11 protein-coding genes and 1 CRISPR repeat array are annotated in these 19,387 nt (G+C 33.8%); of the genes, 1 reads left to right on the forward strand and 10 read right to left on the reverse strand.

The window, feature by feature from the left end:
- Nucleotides 1-9: 9 nt before the first annotated feature.
- The 3 genes from BN3326_RS07375 to BN3326_RS22530 form a co-directional block, all read right to left on the reverse strand.
- The gene (locus BN3326_RS07375) at nucleotides 10-1,062 is read right to left on the reverse strand and encodes a leucine-rich repeat domain-containing protein (protein WP_069998556.1); all 1,053 of its coding nucleotides are present in this window, start codon (nucleotides 1,060-1,062) and stop codon (nucleotides 10-12) included.
- 273 nt (nucleotides 1,063-1,335) lie between these two features.
- Nucleotides 1,336-2,577 carry a M14 family zinc carboxypeptidase gene (locus tag BN3326_RS07380; protein WP_069998557.1) on the reverse strand — a complete coding sequence of 414 codons (1,242 nt, stop codon included), beginning with the start codon at nucleotides 2,575-2,577 and terminating at the stop codon, nucleotides 1,336-1,338.
- Between the two features lie 39 nt (nucleotides 2,578-2,616).
- Nucleotides 2,617-4,050: a M23 family metallopeptidase gene (locus BN3326_RS22530; protein ID WP_069998558.1), complete on the reverse strand. Its 1,434-nt coding sequence runs from the start codon at nucleotides 4,048-4,050 to the stop codon at nucleotides 2,617-2,619.
- A 777-nt stretch (nucleotides 4,051-4,827) separates the two neighbouring features.
- Between BN3326_RS22530 and BN3326_RS07395 the strand changes: the two genes are divergently transcribed.
- Complete coding sequence (locus BN3326_RS07395) at nucleotides 4,828-5,952, forward strand: serine hydrolase domain-containing protein (RefSeq protein WP_069998560.1); 1,125 nt, start codon at nucleotides 4,828-4,830, stop codon at nucleotides 5,950-5,952.
- 158 nt (nucleotides 5,953-6,110) lie between these two features.
- Here BN3326_RS07395 and BN3326_RS07400 read toward each other — a convergent pair whose 3' ends face one another.
- From BN3326_RS07400 to BN3326_RS07430, 7 genes are all read right to left on the reverse strand, one after another.
- A complete protein-coding gene (locus BN3326_RS07400; protein ID WP_069998561.1) occupies nucleotides 6,111-6,713 on the reverse strand; it encodes a DNA-3-methyladenine glycosylase family protein in 603 nt (200 codons plus the stop codon).
- 18 nt (nucleotides 6,714-6,731) lie between these two features.
- A complete protein-coding gene (locus BN3326_RS22655) occupies nucleotides 6,732-7,682 on the reverse strand; it encodes a DUF1801 domain-containing protein (RefSeq protein ID WP_083258583.1) in 951 nt (316 codons plus the stop codon).
- A 128-nt stretch (nucleotides 7,683-7,810) separates the two neighbouring features.
- Nucleotides 7,811-9,043 (reverse strand): HNH endonuclease domain-containing protein, encoded by a 1,233-nt coding sequence (locus BN3326_RS07410; RefSeq protein ID WP_069998562.1) that lies wholly within the window; start codon nucleotides 9,041-9,043, stop codon nucleotides 7,811-7,813.
- 507 nt (nucleotides 9,044-9,550) lie between these two features.
- Nucleotides 9,551-15,073: a CRISPR direct-repeat array (repeat unit 30 nt; unit sequence ATTTACATTCCAGGATGCTTCTATTAATAC).
- 222 nt (nucleotides 15,074-15,295) lie between these two features.
- Nucleotides 15,296-15,601 (reverse strand): CRISPR-associated endonuclease Cas2, encoded by a 306-nt coding sequence (gene cas2, locus BN3326_RS07415; protein ID WP_330389655.1) that lies wholly within the window; start codon nucleotides 15,599-15,601, stop codon nucleotides 15,296-15,298.
- Nucleotides 15,576-16,568, reverse strand: coding sequence for a type I-B CRISPR-associated endonuclease Cas1b (gene cas1b / locus BN3326_RS07420; protein ID WP_069998563.1), 993 nt, complete (start codon nucleotides 16,566-16,568; stop codon nucleotides 15,576-15,578). The genes cas2 and cas1b overlap by 26 nt, the downstream gene beginning before the upstream one ends.
- A 14-nt stretch (nucleotides 16,569-16,582) precedes the next feature.
- Nucleotides 16,583-17,071 (reverse strand): CRISPR-associated protein Cas4, encoded by a 489-nt coding sequence (cas4, locus tag BN3326_RS07425; RefSeq protein ID WP_069998564.1) that lies wholly within the window; start codon nucleotides 17,069-17,071, stop codon nucleotides 16,583-16,585.
- Nucleotides 17,072-17,089: 18 nt separating this feature from the next.
- A complete protein-coding gene (locus BN3326_RS07430; protein WP_069998565.1) occupies nucleotides 17,090-19,363 on the reverse strand; it encodes a CRISPR-associated helicase/endonuclease Cas3 in 2,274 nt (757 codons plus the stop codon).
- Nucleotides 19,364-19,387: the final 24 nt, after the last annotated feature.

The raw sequence follows: 19,387 nt of genomic DNA on the forward strand, positions 1-19,387 counted from the left end.
TACACTTTTCTATTTTTTTGTATTTATAGTAATGGTATTTTTAGCTGTATCCTGAGTTGTTTCTACATTAAATGCTTTCATTATATCGTCCAGATTAAAATAGGTGGCTCCAGCAATAATATAAGCTGTAAGCTTAACTTCTTTGCCATCTATATTGATTTTATAGGTACTGAGTGTGGCGGTTTTAGCTTTTCCATCACCCTTTGCCAAATCGCCTTTTACAGCTTTATAGGATTTATTACTTTGCATTGTGATTTCTTTTTTTGCACCGTCCAAAGTCACATTAAACTGTTTCTTTGAGCCTTTTAGCAAACAAGCCAGATCTCGGATTTTGAAATAGCTACCGCCGCTTATTGTATACGCCTCAAGGGTCTTTTGTACTCCGTCTACCGATACCTTTGAGGTAAGCGGCTTAGCGGTTATTGGCGTAGAAACTGTTTTGTAAGTAAGACCATTTTCCTTTGCGTATTTTTCTGCATAAGAGCCTGGTTCTACAGTGACCACTAATTTAGGCAATGGTTTTGAACTCATATCGCCAAGCGGGTTAACAGCTTGTTCTGCTGCAAAAGCATCCTCCCCAATGGATTTGACACTGCTTGGTATTTTTATTTCACGTAATGAGGTACAATTTTGGAAGGCAAAATCCCCTATAGAAGTAACACTGTTAGGAATATTGATACTCTTCAAGCCTATAGAATTTCTAAAGGCGGCCATTCCTATAGTTGTTACACTATTGCCGATAGTTACATTTTCAATTTTTGTTCTGTCTGATATTGAACCTTCACCAATTATTTTCACAGTATTTGGTATAACAATCTTACTTTCAGAGCCAAAATAGTTAATGAGTTCACCGTTCTCAATCAGGAAGTTACTTCCGTATAAAGCATCATCAATATTTTCTGGCAATTCTCCCATTTTATTAAAGTCCTCTGGAGAATAGGTCTTGCCATCAATTGTATAGATTGGGCCATTCTCGGTAAATTTAAAACTGGTATTTGCCAAAGCTGGCATTGTTATTGCACTAACTGCCAATAAGGTTACGTACAACATTCGTTTTTTCATCTTTGCATCCTCCTAAATCTCATTTATTTCAAACTTCGCAATACTACCTCTAATGAGTTTTCCTAAATAACAATTCATAAATCTTTCTAGTTCTACTTTTTCATCATAAAAAGAATTGCCCAGTAACAAATCCCCATTCCAAAAGCAGAGCCTTTCGCTGTGTGATCTACACACTTATTATAAATGAAAGATTTTATTATATTTCATCATCTGCATGAAACATCATTTTTACGTCATGAAATATAGCTCACCCTTTTTAAATAATGTATTTTTTTAAATGCTTACCACGCTAAATAGTTCTAAAACTGTTCGCAGCGGTACATAGCTTGTGCCATTTTCCTGATAGGCTGGAACGGGCAGGGTCACTTGATCGTTATTATGTAGTGCTTCTTTTGCATTAAGTGTAAATATGAGCGTCTGATCTGCCTTACTTATTGTCACTGTTTTGGCAATTGCATCATAGCTATAGCTTAAATCCATGATTTTGCTCACATCTCTTACAGGAACCACAGCACTTCCAAATAGTAATTCACCTCTAATACTTTGATCATCTATAGTGGTTTCCCACGGTCGCTTATTTAGCCTTATCACTTCAGCCGCTAGCTGTAATGGAATATTTTTATTTTTTTCCCATATTTCTTGATATTCGCCCCATTTGAGTGGCTTTTGGTTCACTGTCTTGCCAATTTCTAATGTAAAGCTAGCCCTATCAAATTCTTGTATAAACCAATCTGTAAACCCAAGGCCCCCTGTAGATTCGCTAGGCGGTACCAAAGCATAGCCGGTCATCTGAGATAGTATTCCTGCAAGCTCTGCTGATTTAGCATAAGCCTTTCCTGTCTGATGATACCACCAATAAATAACTTGCCCTGCACTATGATAGGCGATTGCCGCCTGAAAATCTTTCTCATAACATAAATCTCTAAGCGCTTGTGTTTCCGTCTCTGAAAAAGGCGCTGTCCCTGGATACCCTTTAGCACCGGGAGCTTTGCTTAGTTTTACAGTTGCATATAAAGTAGGATAGTTTCTATTGAGATCTACCCCTCTTCCATTCGCTTTCCAACTCGGTAATGTACTCATGGCGAGGTCCGCTCCATCTGGATTGAGTAAGGGTACAAACCATATTGAAACCGTATTTAAAAGAGCCCTTACGTTATAACCATTAATCGTCTCATTATTGGTATAAGCTTCTGCAAGATAATCTAGCTGGTCTAAAACTAAAATAGTTGTTAAAGCTTCCCTCCCATGATGCCCACCATTAATAAGTATATTTTTGTCCCCTTTTCCCAGTCTTATGGCTTTGATTTCTGTTCCTTCTTTAGCAGACTTTCCTATTGTAATTAATTCTGTAATATCACTATATGTAGTATTTATCTTTTCTATCGCGCGATTTGTTTTTTCACTTATGCCTGCCGTATAAATCGGTTTTGAATCCAAAACCTTTGCTTGCAATAACCCAGGCGGTACTACTATGGATAGCACTATCATTAATGCATAATATTTCTTTAAATCCATTCCTTGCCTCCCTATTGTTACAACTACTTTATAAATGATTTATTTAAATTCAATAGGATCTTTCTCAAAAAAGGTCCAAGGGTTTAAAAACGTACCATCTTTCCATATAGCAAAATGAAGATGCGGTCCTGTTGAGTAACCCGTTGATCCCATTTTGCCAATAATATCTCCTTTTTTAACGAAATCTTTTTCTTTCACTAAGATTTTACTTAGGTGAAAGTATGAGGTGAAAACACCCAATCCGTGATCAATGACTATGGTATTGCCAGTGATAATAAGTTTTTTGGCTAATACCACCTTGCCATTGTTAGAAGCCATTATTGGCGTTCCAGTATTATTTGCAATATCAATAGCAAGATGTCTGCTAGGCGTAGGATTGTCATTTGTGTAACGTGTTGCGCAATAATCAGTCGTAATTCTCCCCTTAGCAGGTTGAATAAATGCGCCGTTCCATAATTTTTCCTGAATAGGATTAGCTCTTGCAGCATCAAAATGCACTTGATCTTTTGCAGAATTATTAGTTGTGGCAATAGCTGCAGTAGATTTTGATACTTTAAGATATTGAACATCAAAAGTTTTGGGGAAGATTTTAACCTCTAAAGTGGTCAGCCGTTTTGTTCGTACGTCAGAAACCTGAATTTGATATTTGCCTGGGGTAGACCAAGCGTAAACTGGTATCAAACCAACAAATCCATCTTCGTACTTATAGAATTGAATGGGCTTATTGTAAAAGGGTGCACTCACAGAAAAGTTTTCAGCCAAATCCGTATTGGAAACAAAAACAGCAAAGCTATCCCCAGGATAAACACTTGTTTTATTGAGTCTAACATCCAATGCCTTTACAATGCCGCAATTTTCTTTATGATACTGCTCGGCATAATTAACAGCTAGCTCATTTAACTGCCCTTTGAATAGATAATCCTCTTCATTTGCTGTCCTATCCTTTATTACTGCCTGTTCTACTGATCCCACAGGCAAGTCTTTTTTGAACAATAGTCTGCATGCCTCAAAATAGGATATAGCCTCGTTATACGTTGCTTGATCTTTGTAATTAGTAATGTTTATATCTTCCTTAGTAACCCCCATCATTTTTGCATAGTTAACCCATGCTGCATTTGGATATTCCTCTTCTTTTTCAGAATACCCATCTAGATTATCCGTATTGAAAGTTACACTTAATGCGAGTTTTAATACTTCTGCTCTTGTTACAAGTTCATCAGATCTTGCGCTTTGATTATCATACATTTTATCAAAACCGTAAGTTCTCATTTTCTCTTCATACTTTACATATAGATTTTTTGTAATGACATTGTTCGATAAATCAGTATTCATAGCCTTGGCTATATCAACTTCCCTAATATCATAATAGCCAATTTCATTACCATAGGTGATACTAGATAAAGAAAACCCTAAAGTTAGAACAAGTAACACGTTTAACATTTTTTTCATTAAAATTTTAATTTTTGTTTTCACTTTAATCCACCCTACATAACTTTCTTAAGTTTATTAGTCAAACAGATACTTCCTCTGTGTGATCTATGCCCTTATGATAAATGAAAAGTTTTACTATATTTCATTGCCTGCATGAAGCATCATTTTTACGTCATGAAATATAGTTCACAGTTCTTATTGAATGTTTTATATTTTAAGCCTTTTTAAACATTAATCTCTTCTAAGAAAGCCCATAATCATCTTTATTTCCCATATAGCTATAATAGTATTAAAAATTGGTACAAAAAAAATAGTGACAGTCCATAGATAATGAACGGGCTCCCCATGCTTAGTTATTCTGACTTCCACTTCATCCTTTGTTAACCTAGGCATTAAAACATAAAAGAAAAATGAAAAGGCTATGCTCCATATATAAATCCAAATATAGGCCATTTATGTCACCCACTAAGTTCACTTATTCATTTATGAACACAATAACTTAAAAAAAAAATCCTCCGTCAAGAGAATTTCCAAAAATAGTTAATTATTATATCAGTCCGTCCTCAAGAATTACATCGGCAATACTTTCTGGCATGATTTCTCCATTTTAATTGGCTTTTATGCTATACTTTTTTTATCATCTATTGGATGTTTGACTAAATGTGCATTATATAGATTTCACATCTTTAAATTTTAGTTATTCACGATAATATTTGATGTGAAATCATTCTGGGAAACAACATTATAGTGATGAATAACTCAAGTTTATATGTTGTTTCTCTATACCTATAAGCATATTAAAGAGGAGGCTTTAATGATATGAAAAATACACTGTGTACACAACTACTACAGGATACTCTAGAACAATTGATTGCCCTAAAAGGCATTCGTCATGCTATTTTCTCAGTAGAAAGTCTGGACGGATCATTCAAATGGGCTGGTGCTAAAGGCATCGCACAATCTGATGGAACCCCTATGGACGTCGATACCCCATTTTGGATTGCAAGTATAACAAAGTTATTCATTGCTTCAACCATTCTAAAGCTCCACGAATCCCACAAACTCTCTATTGATGACTTCATTATAGCGCATCTGCCAGAGGATATGCTAAGAGGCGTGCATGTAGTTAAAGGTGTGGATTACTACGATCAGTTAACTATCCGGCACCTGCTTAGCCATTCCTCAGGCATTCCAGATTATTTAGAAATTAAGTCAGGCAACAAGAAAACAATTATAGATGAAATACTAGAAGGCGATGACAAGGCTTGGACTACTAACGATGTGCTTCAAATTGTCCGCAAAGCACAAAAACCTTTATTTGAACCCCAGCCGCTGACCAGCTCAAAATATCGCGTGCGTTATTCTGATACAAATTTTCAAATTTTAATCGCTATTATAGAAGCTGTAACGCATCAAAGTATAGAAGAAGCTTTTAAGGATTATTTATTTAAGCCTTTAAACTTAACTAGCACTTTTCATCCTGGAAGTACGCCTCTTTCTCAGTCAAAACCTGCCGCTGCTGTCTGGATCGGAGATATTGCCTTTGACAACAAACCCCTTGGCATCCGGTCTTTTGGTGATCTTAACAGCACTTTAGCGGACTTAACTGCGTTTATGAGAGCGCTTATAGCGGGCCAAGTATTTGAAAATAAGGAAACTTTAGACATGATGTGTGGCATGTGGCAGACCTTCGATTTTGGATTTAGTCTTTTGGCTCCTGGATGGCCCATACAGTATGGACTTGGCATGATGCGCTTTAAAATACCACGTTTTATGACGCCATTTAGCCCTATCCCTGATTTAATTGGACACACTGGCGCTACTGGCTCGTGGCTCTTTTATTGTGCTGAATTAGAATTGATTTTTGCAGGAACACTCAGCCAAGTAACAGCTGCACCAGTCCCCTTTAAAGTTATACCTAAATTATTAAAAGCATTTAAGTGACAGTAATACAATTATTTTATATTTACTATTCATCTACTCCTAGCTCCTGCACTAGTAAATTAAAATCTACAAATTCATGTTCTTCACTTTAAAGCCTTTTTAAACTTGCCTATTAGACAGATAAGTCTTTCTCCTATAAGATCCCTCTAGCTGCCAACCTAGTCAACCGATAGTGCCCATAAGTATAGCGAGGCAACTGAGCCATAAGGCGCATAACGCTTGCGGTAAACTTCGAATTTCTCTTTCGGAAGTTCTTTAAGGTTATATAACCTCATCATGCCTCTGCAAATGGCGAGGTCCTTATAACTTAATACATTGGGCCTTCCAAGTGAAAATATGAGCAGCATCTCTACAGTCCAAACACCCACTCCGTTTAACTTAGTAAGTAGTTTTATAATCTCTTCATCAGTCATTGTATGAAGTGTGGCAAAATCTACTTCCCCAGATAGCGCTGCATCAGCAATGCCTTTTATATAGCCAGCTTTCCTTACAGACATACCACAGCTCCCAATAGCCTCAAGCTCTGTACTTGCAATGCTTACTGGCGTAATCTCTCCAAGCAGCTTATACAGCCTGTTCCAAACTGTTTCAGCTGCTTTATTTGAAATTTGCTGGCTAACAATGCTTGATACAAGTGCTATAAATGGATCTGGTGTAATCTCACGTTCGATCTTTCCTATTCGCTCTATGGCTTTAGCGAGCTTTTTGTCTTTGCGTTTTAGATAATCTACTTCTTTATCTCCGTATTCAAATATTTGCATATATTTTTCTCCATTATATCATTTCTTTTTCAATTTACTTTCTGCCTTTTTAATGTTTTCTGCTGCTCTATATTTAACAATCTTACGTATTAAATCATAAGGCAGTGGTTTATCTATAGGAAATTGAACCGAGCCTTTTGCACCTTTATATCCTGACAGTTCCTGTTTAAATGCCTCAATCCCAGTAGGTGCGGGATAAAATCCTATATGCTTTTTAAAAGCAGCAAAATGCACCAAATTACCATGTAAGGAAAAGGTAGGCATTTGATAACTAATTTTCTCCTGGGCATCTGGTGCTGATTCTTTTATAGCTTTTCTTAATTCTTCAAGTATTATTTGAACTTGCTCCGGAAATTGTGCAATGTACTCATCAATTGATTGATAAGAAATTTTTCTTATATTGGTTGCAATGATATTCAGCCAAAATTCATCCACACGTTCTGGTCTTACATCCTTGGTTATCCACATTTCTTCTAATTTAATCCCCTCACTTGTAAATAACTCTATGGCTTTCTCTTCTGTTAGATCATGAAAGTAACGTCCATTTCTCTCTCCTTCAAAAGTTCCGTGCTTAAAAGTTGCAAATAGAATACCTCCTGGTTTTAAAGCCTTTGTCAACTTGCCGATTACACTTCTCAGTTCTGTACTTGGGACATGCAAGAGAGATGCACATGCCCATATGCCGTCAAAGCATTTTTCAAAGGTTATGTCCTGAAATCTTAGTTGTAATACCTCTTGTCCTATATAATCTTTTGCCATTTTGCAAAGCTCACTTGAAGCATCTATGGCTGTTACTTGGTATCCAAGCTTCTTAAAGTTTAAGCTGTCTCGTCCCGAGCCACATCCAGCATCCAATATGTGTGCGCCTTGCGGGAGTTTCCCCAGAAAAGCTGTGTAATGTTCACTCATATTAGCGTTAACTGTTCCATCAAAGAATTCTTTGGCATTATTGTTATAATAGTTAGCCATGTCACTTTCCCTCGCCATTATTTTTATTATTTTAAAGCATTAAATTAATATTTTTTACCTTAAGCCCGTCTCAATAATAAGTTAAAGTTCTAAAATCCATTACCTCCTTAAGAGTGTAGCTTAAAGCTTTATTCCTTTTTGATATTCTTTAAGTAACTTTCACTAGATTCTTCTGCTACAATATCCACTTCTTGTTCTGAATTTATATTATAGAAGCAGTTCTCACTATTGTTATTTTCGTATTCCTTATACTTCCATATGCCATATCCTTGATTATATGCAATTTGATAAAGTGGTAATATGGTATTAGTAAGAGCCTTTTTAAATTCTTCTTCATCAACATTTTGTAATCCTTTTTTATGAGCAAATTTCAGCGGAATATTAATATGTAAATAATCCTCTAGTAGTGGTTTCATTTGTGTATGACTTCTCATAAAGTTAAAAGCACCGTATTGTATTTGGCAAAAGTCATTAAAATAAGTATCCATATCAGGTAGTCTATTACTTTTCGAACTATTAATATTCTTAAAACTTGGGATTAGGTTCCACATTTCGTCATGCAGCACAAAACTCCATGGAATAAAATGATCAATGCTAAGTTGCCCATAGCGTTCTAGATTATATTCATCAAATCTTTTATTAATGTAAATATCTTTTAATAATACAAATCTATTAAAGGATCGCCACATCTTTTCAGCTTTACTTAAATCCCTTTTATATGGTGGCTTAACCTTTAGTGGAATAGCAGGTACATTAGGATTCTTCTTCTGCAAGAAATAGATGAGCTTGTAATTAATCCACCCATAAATAATATTTTGATTCTCTACTAAATACTTATACCAGTTTTCACCTATTACAATCATCTTTTGTTTAGGATAAATTTTATAGAATGCATTCTCATCCTTTAATGCATATTCTGTAATTTTCCTATTCTTCTCTTTTTCTGGAGTGCCTCTAAGTAACTCTCCATAAAAAGGCGATAGCATCCTGTATGGTACAAGCTTATAAAGTCCCTCTATATATTTGATAACCTCTTTATCTTGAAGTTCATAAAGTGTCTTAAAAAGTACATGTTCCTTTTCATCTGCAGGTATCTCGTGTTGATCTCTTATATACTCTACAATATCTCCAAGTTTATCTGATTGGCCAAAACTAAGCTTATATTGCACAATAGGATACCATGCACTACTTATCATATGACATACAATCTCTTTAAAACCTATCTCTCTTTTCCCATTTATAACTTCCTTAATAATGCCACTTAACCAAAAAGGCTTATAGCTTGCACTTAGTATCTTATACTCTAATAGCGTTCCAAATATCCTAATATCCACTTCACTATTTTTGGGTAAATCAATCAAATTTTCCACCTGCTTACTTATTAATAAAGTTCTTAATAACATCAATTATTCCTTGTCCATAATTTTAACATTATGCATCTCTAGACACTCTTCTTTATACAGATCCTTTTCCAAAATAATCATATCCTTTGAATCTTCTATTTCTAAACTGTACTGCCTTGCTTGAAATACTCTTAGAGAAATTTTATAACCTTGTCATTCTCATGTTGACAGGCCTATTATCTTTCCATGTGAAACCTTTCATTCTTTTCCAACTAGAGCTGAACGTTTACTTCAAAAGATTTTACTCTTATTGCAATTAATCCTTTCTTTAAACTTATCCAAAAACAAAATCTTACTCTTGCTGGTAATAGTGCTTGTATCCACGGTCACACTTCATATAGCAACACCAAAACCTGTAAATGTCGCAAAAATAGTATTTAAGATTTTAAATATGGCCGTAAGATTTTCAAATTGATGCTACTTGAAATTGGAAAATGATGAAAATCATTGTTTCTATGGCTATCCCCTAAAATTCCAAGCTGCTTCTATTAATACTCATTATACTCAAGTCTATTCACCTCAAGTTTGATCTCATTTACATTCCAAGATGCTTCTATTAATACTAACCTTTTAGAAGAGAATCAACATTTTTCACTTGTATTTACATTCCAGAATGCTTCTATTAATACCTGGCAAGGACTACCTCCTATGACTATCTCTGCATCATTTACATTCCAGGATGCTTCTATTAATACTACAATTATTGAACTTGCGAGCCTTATTAGAAATACATTTACATTCCAGGATGCTTCTATTAATACTCTGTCATATCGATGATTTCGCCTCTTGTTTTTCTTCATTTACATTCCAGGATGCTTCTATTAATACCTGAAATTTTAGGAATGGTTGCAGTTGCTTTACCGATATTTACATTCCAGGATGCTTCTATTAATACTAGAGGTTATAGCTGCACAATAGATAAGTTTCAAGAATTTACATTCCAGGATGCTTCTATTAATACTAAAATCTAATAGTTATAAGGAAGTCGAAAAAATGACATTTACATTCCAGGATGCTTCTATTAATACTTCCATTGTTCATAGGATGCACACATTGTACCATTATTTACATTCCAGGATGCTTCTATTAATACGAAGCTAATATGGTGACTACAAGTACTAACAGGGAAATTTACATTCCAGGATGCTTCTATTAATACATATCAACAGGGGCGACAACATTATATACTCTTCCTGATTTACATTCCAGGATGCTTCTATTAATACAGCAAAGAATGCAGAGAATGGGCAGGGTTTAGTCAATTTACATTCCAGGATGCTTCTATTAATACTCGCAATAGTAGCGGTCATTGTTGCAAGACTGATTTATTTACATTCCAGGATGCTTCTATTAATACTCTATAAATCGTGCATTCTCATGCGCTTCTGGATAATTTACATTCCAGGATGCTTCTATTAATACACGATATATGCTACATAGAACAGATCGTGAGGAGAATATTTACATTCCAGGATGCTTCTATTAATACGGTACTATGATACAAGTATGGTTAATAGATGAACAATTTACATTCCAGGATGCTTCTATTAATACTAAGGATGCAACAACTATCACAGCAACCACATCCAAATTTACATTCCAGGATGCTTCTATTAATACCTGATGCTTTCCCAGTTCATGGTCTACATCTTTTTTGATTTACATTCCAGGATGCTTCTATTAATACAAACCACCTACCGCAGCGCCTACTGCCGCGCCTATATTTACATTCCAGGATGCTTCTATTAATACCAAGAGAGATTATGAATATCTATTTAGGCGGTCTAAATTTACATTCCAGGATGCTTCTATTAATACCAGCTTTGGCTTCCGGCAATAAGTACATACTATTTAATTTACATTCCAGGATGCTTCTATTAATACTACCAGACTTCATACTAAGTTGTACATCATAGTAAGAATTTACATTCCAGGATGCTTCTATTAATACGATGTTTGGGTTGTGCTTATAGGTAACATTGTTTTTATTTACATTCCAGGATGCTTCTATTAATACGCAGATGCAGTTGGATTACTTGATAGTGATGTAGATATTTACATTCCAGGATGCTTCTATTAATACTTATCAATTCTGTGAGTATTACTTTTACTTCTAGCTGATTTACATTCCAGGATGCTTCTATTAATACCGCTCAAAATTCACTTGCAATAGACGATAGAAACTTATTTACATTCCAGGATGCTTCTATTAATACGTTCTTCTGCTGCTCTCTTTCTGCCCTTTTACGCTATTTACATTCCAGGATGCTTCTATTAATACAGCAGTAATAATATAACGGTTACAGACTTCAAAAATATTTACATTCCAGGATGCTTCTATTAATACAATCCATCTATTATTGCATTAACACCAACTATTCTAGATTTACATTCCAGGATGCTTCTATTAATACTAATGATGGCTATGTTATTTGCACAAAGAGTAATCTTATTTACATTCCAGGATGCTTCTATTAATACAGTATGTCCTTTAGAACAATAATAGTCCAAACCAAATTTACATTCCAGGATGCTTCTATTAATACGTTGCTCACTATGTTAGACAATATACAGATACAGGGATTTACATTCCAGGATGCTTCTATTAATACCCATAAAACCACTCACTCAAGCATATAGCTCCTATAAAATTTACATTCCAGGATGCTTCTATTAATACATAAAAGACCAATTTGTAATGATCTTATAAGCATAATTTACATTCCAGGATGCTTCTATTAATACTTGGATATACCCTACGAATAATTTCTTCTAAAAAGTATTTACATTCCAGGATGCTTCTATTAATACTTTAACTCTTTGTCCACGTTCTAGGTATACATCTTCATTTACATTCCAGGATGCTTCTATTAATACGCTGCTATAGTAAGCTACTCCGCCCCACTCTCCTAAATTTACATTCCAGGATGCTTCTATTAATACTAGGTGCCTTAGTGCGCTGTCTGCTAAGCTGCTTGATTTACATTCCAGGATGCTTCTATTAATACATGTCAACATCAGTATTGTTTATAGCCAAATTACTTAATTTACATTCCAGGATGCTTCTATTAATACATAACCTATTACTTTGCCGCGACTGCCTTGAAGTAGATTTACATTCCAGGATGATTCTATTAATACAATAATTAAGAGTTAAATGAATAACATTCTAACTATAATTTACATTCCAGGATGCTTCTATTAATACCCTTAAAGCCTTGAACCATATCGAAGTAGTCGATATAATTTACATTCCAGGATGCTTCTATTAATACTAGATACAGATAAGTATATTGGCAAGGTTATAGGACTATTTACATTCCAGGATGCTTCTATTAATACGCTTCATATTTTTACACTAGATGAATTACTTACAGTATTTACATTCCAGGATGCTTCTATTAATACTTTTTTAGAAGATCGCATTATTTCAAGTCCAGGTATCATTTACATTCCAGGATGCTTCTATTAATACTCCAAGAAGCTCTGAAGCTTATACTTAATACAACTTTATTTACATTCCAGGATGCTTCTATTAATACTTTTTAATAGCTCGTTGTGATCATAGAAAGATAGTAATTTACATTCCAGGATGCTTCTATTAATACTCATTTTAATTTCCCTCTATCTAAATTTATTTTTATATTTACATTCCAGGATGCTTCTATTAATACTATATTGCCTTTTTCATCTATGCTTACCCCTTCGATATTTACATTCCAGGATGCTTCTATTAATACTATAAATTAGTCTTAGAGTATAATCCTAATAAGGTATTTACATTCCAGGATGCTTCTATTAATACCAAGTGGCGTGGTTTATATTCATAAAGAGAAATTCAATTTACATTCCAGGATGCTTCTATTAATACTATTCCCGTTGTCCGATGGCAACCATAATCATATAGATTTACATTCCAGGATGCTTCTATTAATACATATAGCGGACTTTAGGCAAAATGATGCACTCATGAATTTACATTCCAGGATGCTTCTATTAATACTATTATCAAACTTCTATGTTTATGCAATAAAAAATAATTTACATTCCAGGATGCTTCTATTAATACCTTGTTGTATGGTTTTTATGGGTTCTTTTTTCTAAGATTTACATTCCAGGATGCTTCTATTAATACTATTATGAAGCAGCATTTACTAGTTATATGAACAAATTTACATTCCAGGATGCTTCTATTAATACTAGTCTTACCGTAAAGAGTAAAAGAAAATTTAGGCTTATTTACATTCCAGGATGCTTCTATTAATACCTGCTACCCATGTTGCAACTGGTTTTACGCTAGAAGTATTTACATTCCAGGATGCTTCTATTAATACCTCTAGACTATATCAACGATCCGCAAGCACGGAGCATATTTACATTCCAGGATGCTTCTATTAATACCCATATATCATGTATCTCTACATCACCTACATATAAATTTACATTCCAGGATGCTTCTATTAATACATGAATATATTATAAAGACTAATATATCTCCTTCTTTATTTACATTCCAGGATGCTTCTATTAATACTAAGATGCTGAAAAAATTAGAATTGGAAATCTAGTAATTTACATTCCAGGATGCTTCTATTAATACTATATACTCTCTATTCCGTATATCTCTTATTTTAAGATTTACATTCCAGGATGCTTCTATTAATACCTCTTTCTTTAGCTGAGACTTAACGGTGTCTTTGTAATTTACATTCCAGGATGCTTCTATTAATACAAGCCCTCACTTTACAGATGAAATGGCTGAAACAGAATTTACATTCCAGGATGCTTCTATTAATACTATGCCAATGGCACGTTTAGAGTTTTACTTAGAGCAATTTACATTCCAGGATGCTTCTATTAATACTTTAACCAAAAACGGTGTTGATATTTCTATAACTTCAATTTACATTCCAGGATGCTTCTATTAATACTAGGTCAAGCTATCACTAATATAGAACTATTACTGATATTTACATTCCAGGATGCTTCTATTAATACGAAAACAGGTTTTGGAGATAATCATTATAAGTTTAAATTTACATTCCAGGATGCTTCTATTAATACCGGATAAGGAGATTGCTAATTTACCTATAGTATTTGTATTTACATTCCAGGATGCTTCTATTAATACTTTGATACCTTGAAAGGGGGAATAGTATGTCTAAATAATTTACATTCCAGGATGCTTCTATTAATACCCTGAAATTGGTATTAATGAATTATTAAATACTGAATTTACATTCCAGGATGCTTCTATTAATACTGTTAGAGCAACTCAAAGTGATTGCGATTTACTTGATTTACATTCCAGGATGCTTCTATTAATACTTCTTCTGCCATTGGTGTAATGTCTGGATCAGGTTCATTTACATTCCAGGATGCTTCTATTAATACTATATAAATAAATATTTTATGACTATTATTAGTGAATTTACATTCCAGGATGCTTCTATTAATACCTGATTCATATGATACTACAGTTCGAGTTATTAGTATTTACATTCCAGGATGCTTCTATTAATACTCTATGGGTGAGTTTTTACATGGTACATCATCTATATTTACATTCCAGGATGCTTCTATTAATACTAGTAGATGTTGAAAGTGCTATGAGGTCTTTTTCTACATTTACATTCCAGGATGCTTCTATTAATACTTACTTCTGAACAGTTTGATTTATTGCTTCGTCATGATTTACATTCCAGGATGCTTCTATTAATACTTATACAAAGACTACTGGTTCAGGATTTATTTATTAATTTACATTCCAGGATGCTTCTATTAATACGAAGTAATTTTCATGTTGAGTTTGCTGATGGAAAGATATTTACATTCCAGGATGCTTCTATTAATACCCTGATATCATGTTCCTTGGTAATCATCAACTTGAATATTTACATTCCAGGATGCTTCTATTAATACTCAAACGCTTAATTCGATTCCTAGCAAAATAGTTAAATTTACATTCCAGGATGCTTCTATTAATACCCCAATCCATAAAAACGTTGATTCTTCAAAGCTTACAACTCCTGTTTCTGTCTACTTATTTTAGATTATGTACATCTTAATAGATAAAACATTTAAGCTTCTGTCCAAATCACCATTTCAATAGGTTTTAACGCTCTGTCGTGCCCCCTGCTTTTTTACATCACCAAAGATCGACAGCCTTTTATATCAATTATTATACACCAAATTTTCTGATAGTACATCTTAGAAAAAATTAGATGTTTTTTTATCTTCTTTACCCCAGAACTCTTTTTTCATCCATCTTTCTTCTCTGCTTTTAAAAATAATAATAGAATCTTTATCTTTTCTAATATATTTGTTTAACTCCAATTTCAATTGTTGTAGTAAAGCAGGTGTTATATCTCCTTCAAAAACAGATTTTTGAACATGTGTCAGATATTTTTTACACGTTTTGAATATATTTCGCGATGCCTTTGCTCCACTACCCTCAACCTCTACATCATAAATAAGAACAACATACATATTACCACCAAATTTTGAACCCTTCATATTTTTTATCACCCATTAGATGCTTAATTAATTTATAGCACTCTAATCGCATGAGATGCCGATAAGATACATCCCTATTAAGTTCTTTATGCTTAATTGTTCTACTAAGACACTCATCATATTCTTTCAATACTTTTTTCCTTCCGCCTTCCTTCAGATAATAATAATTTGAATCTTGTTCAAAATCTTTTTCTGTTATCATATTTTTATTTAGCATTGAAAAAATCAGTCGGTCAGCTACCAGAGGTTTAAATATCTCTGAAACATCTAAAGAAAGTGAGAACCTTCTTTCACCAGGACTATGTAAAAAGCTTATTGTAGGATTAAGCTGTGTTACATAAATTTCTGAAAGACAACTGGTATAGACTAACGAATTGACAAAGGAAATTAAAGTATTAACCATGTTATCTGGCGGTCTTTTTACACGCTTTTCAAAATCTACTTCTTGTTTTATAATACTCGTCCAACAACTATAATATATCTTTCTGATATTACCTTCCACACCCATTAAAGTATGGATATCTTTAGTTCGTTCTATTTCATTACGCAATACTTTTACTTGAGAAGTAGTATCTTCAAAATCTCGACCACGCTCATTATAATATCTTATATTCCTTAAAATATTATAACTGGCTGCTTCAATAAAAGCTTTTGCAATTTCAAGTTGCTGCTCTTTATTCGTATAATGCATAACCTGCTCTATTAGAAGCTTGCCCGAAACATTAGTTTCCTTGGGATAAAAACTGCCTGTATAGAATCCATAATAATTAAAAATATGTATAGGAATTGATAGCTGCCCTGCATAATTCAAGGTTTTGGTATTTAAAGATACTTCTCCAAAAAGATAGATATCCCTTGTTACATTGATTTTTATATCTTTAAAACTACCATCAGGAGCTGTCATCCTTAAAACGTTATCTTTACGCTTTAATTCCCCGTCAGAGAATAGATACATACTTTCAGACATCTTTTCGCCTCCCTTTATATATAGCAAAATTCATAATAGGCACAAGCCTTACATATCTTTGAATGAATGATAGGAGGACTTATTTCCTGACTCGCAATATGCTCAATATCTTTTAAAATATTAGTAATTTGTTCAGTGTCTCCTTTTTCTAAGTAAATTTCCTTTCTTTGTTTAAGCTTTGGATAGTCTAGTACGCCTTTTTCTACCTGAATATCACGTTGATTTAAAAAATACAGGTAATATTTCACCTGCCATATAGAGGCTTCCTCAATACTTTTACTTTTTTTAATTTCATGGAGTACTTTCCAATCTCTAATAAAGTCAATATTAACTGTTTCATCTATTAAAATTTGTTTATCTTCTCTACCATAACTGCTTTCATCTAGTAGTTTACCAAGGAGCACATTGTCATTTTCTTTTTCCAAGGTGATGTTATTTATAAAGTACCAAAGCTTTCGCTTACAAACAAAGTAATAATAGAACATAGTCCCTGTAATTCGCAATATTGCACCTCCCAAAGATTAAAACATTCTATTTTCCACATCTTGATACTCTTTATTTTTTGTTTTTTCAAAGCTTATTCCTTCTTCAGTGCTATACCCTGCATCAACTACAATGATCTCGATGCCTTTTCCCACCATCTTCTCAAAAATGGTATTTATCGCCAAGCTACTATGTACTGGCACCATCAAATCTCTAATAGCTTCTCTTGCTTTATTTCTCTCTTTTTTTGAAATATGGAATGTATCTTTAAGTATTTCTAGATTTTTATTAATATCTGCTTGATGTTCAAGATATACAGGTAGTGGGATGACTGCTGTTTGCTTGATATCGCGAAATCTTGTATTAATATCCCGCTTTGTATACTCATACTCTGTTATGCTTTTTACATACCGAAGAGTCGTTTCTATCTTTGTATAATATGAAGTATCTTTAAGCTTTTTAATCGAGTAGACTTCATCTATCATTTTCACCTTTCTGTCTTCACTTATTTCTCCATTAAATTTAAGCGCTTCTTTTGATAATTCATGTATTTCTGGTTCAATCACTGAATTAGCTCCTATACCACTACACTTCTCACTGCCTCCAGTAAATATAAAGCAGTTATAATCTACATCTAATGTTCTGTGGCGATAGCATCTTCCCATTCTCTGAAACAAACCATTAAGGTCAGATAACTCAGTAAAAAGACAGTCGAAATCGATATCCAGCGAAGCTTCAACAATTTGAGTACTTACCCATATTTCATGTTTTTTACTACCCTTTTTACCAGTTTCCATAATCCTATTTTCTTTTTCGCTTCTATCAGTCCTTATAAAACCACTATGTAATAAATAAATACTTGACTTACCATATTCCTCTAATGCCTTCTTTAACTTTTCATAGACTAACTTAGCTCTTTTAATAGTATTACAAATTACAAGAACTTTCTTGCCATCAAAAGCGTTAACCATTTGTGAAATGCTTTTGTCTTCATCTATAGATGCTTCAATAACCTTAAGACTGTGTCTTATCCATTCGTTTGTAAATATCTCAATTTGGGGAGGTTGAATACCTTCTAATGTCATTAGATCTCTTACTACTCCAGGTAGCGTTGCCGTCAATATGGCGTATTTACCTCCAAGCTTTGTGATATAAGATAAGCCAATAATTAGATACGCCACAAGTTCTGGTGCATACATCTGTATTTCATCAATAATAATTTTGGAATAAGAAAGGGTGGCAAGCTTCGATTCAAATCCTCTGTAGCGGTATACAAAATCAAAAATCTGATCCAATGTACAAATAGTTAGCGGTAAGGACAACTGCTTTGTACTGGTATAATAATTTTCAAATTGATATTCTAAGATCTCATCTTCTTTATTTTTTTCTTTTGACAGCTCTTCTTCCCGTTCTAAATATACTTTAAGTGTATCGGAATGAAGCAGTCCTACTCGATTTTCAATATCTTCTACAACGATACCATTTTTAACCCGAGCATATATTGCATTAATGGCACTCTTCAGAGGGAGGGTGAAGAAGCCTTTATTATCCCCTAGCCACAATAAGCCGGCTTCCGTTTTTCCCATTCCTGTCTGTGCAATAACGATAACATTTTCATTTTGATGTCCTAACATATATTGTTGCAAATCATTCCATTTACTCTCTGGTTTTTCTTCTTTCCATTTCTTTAAAAGCTCTTTCATGGATTTCATAAGAAAATCATCTTTATATTCTACAGATATCTCTGCACTAGCCGCATGATCAATGCGATTCAAAAGACCTTTTAACATAACATATTGAAAGAAATAGGTGTCATCTTTATCCTCATAGAGCCTTTGTCCTGGGTGAAAAAATAATTTATCAAACTTAGGATCAAAAAATCTGGTAGGAAGCTTCGAATACTCAAATACTTCAAAACTATCTTTTAATGTTTTTATCTCATCGCAAATCTCATTTAAACTATAATTGATATCTCTTTCATGGTGATAAGCTACTGCATGAAACAAGATTTTGATATCCTGTTCGCTGTATTCTTTTTCTTCTAAATAATCAACATCAATAAATCCTAGGCTCAATAGGCCATGAGGAATTCCTGTTTTTTTGCCTTTTCCATGAACTGCTGCTTGAAACCTAGCATTCATTTTCCCCAGATCATGGTAGATACAGGCAAACCTTAATAAGTCCCAGTCTACTTTTAAGTTAGGATATATCTCCTTTATGAGTTCCAAATTGCGTAACAGATCATCGGTATGCCCTTGAATATCTTTTCTCGTTGGAATGGTCTTAGCAATGAATCTTTCGTCAATAATCATTTCTTTTTAGTCTCCTTTTCTACG

The organism is Cellulosilyticum sp. I15G10I2 (assembly GCF_900095725.1).
Taxonomy (GTDB): Bacteria; Bacillota; Clostridia; order Lachnospirales; family Cellulosilyticaceae; genus FMMP01.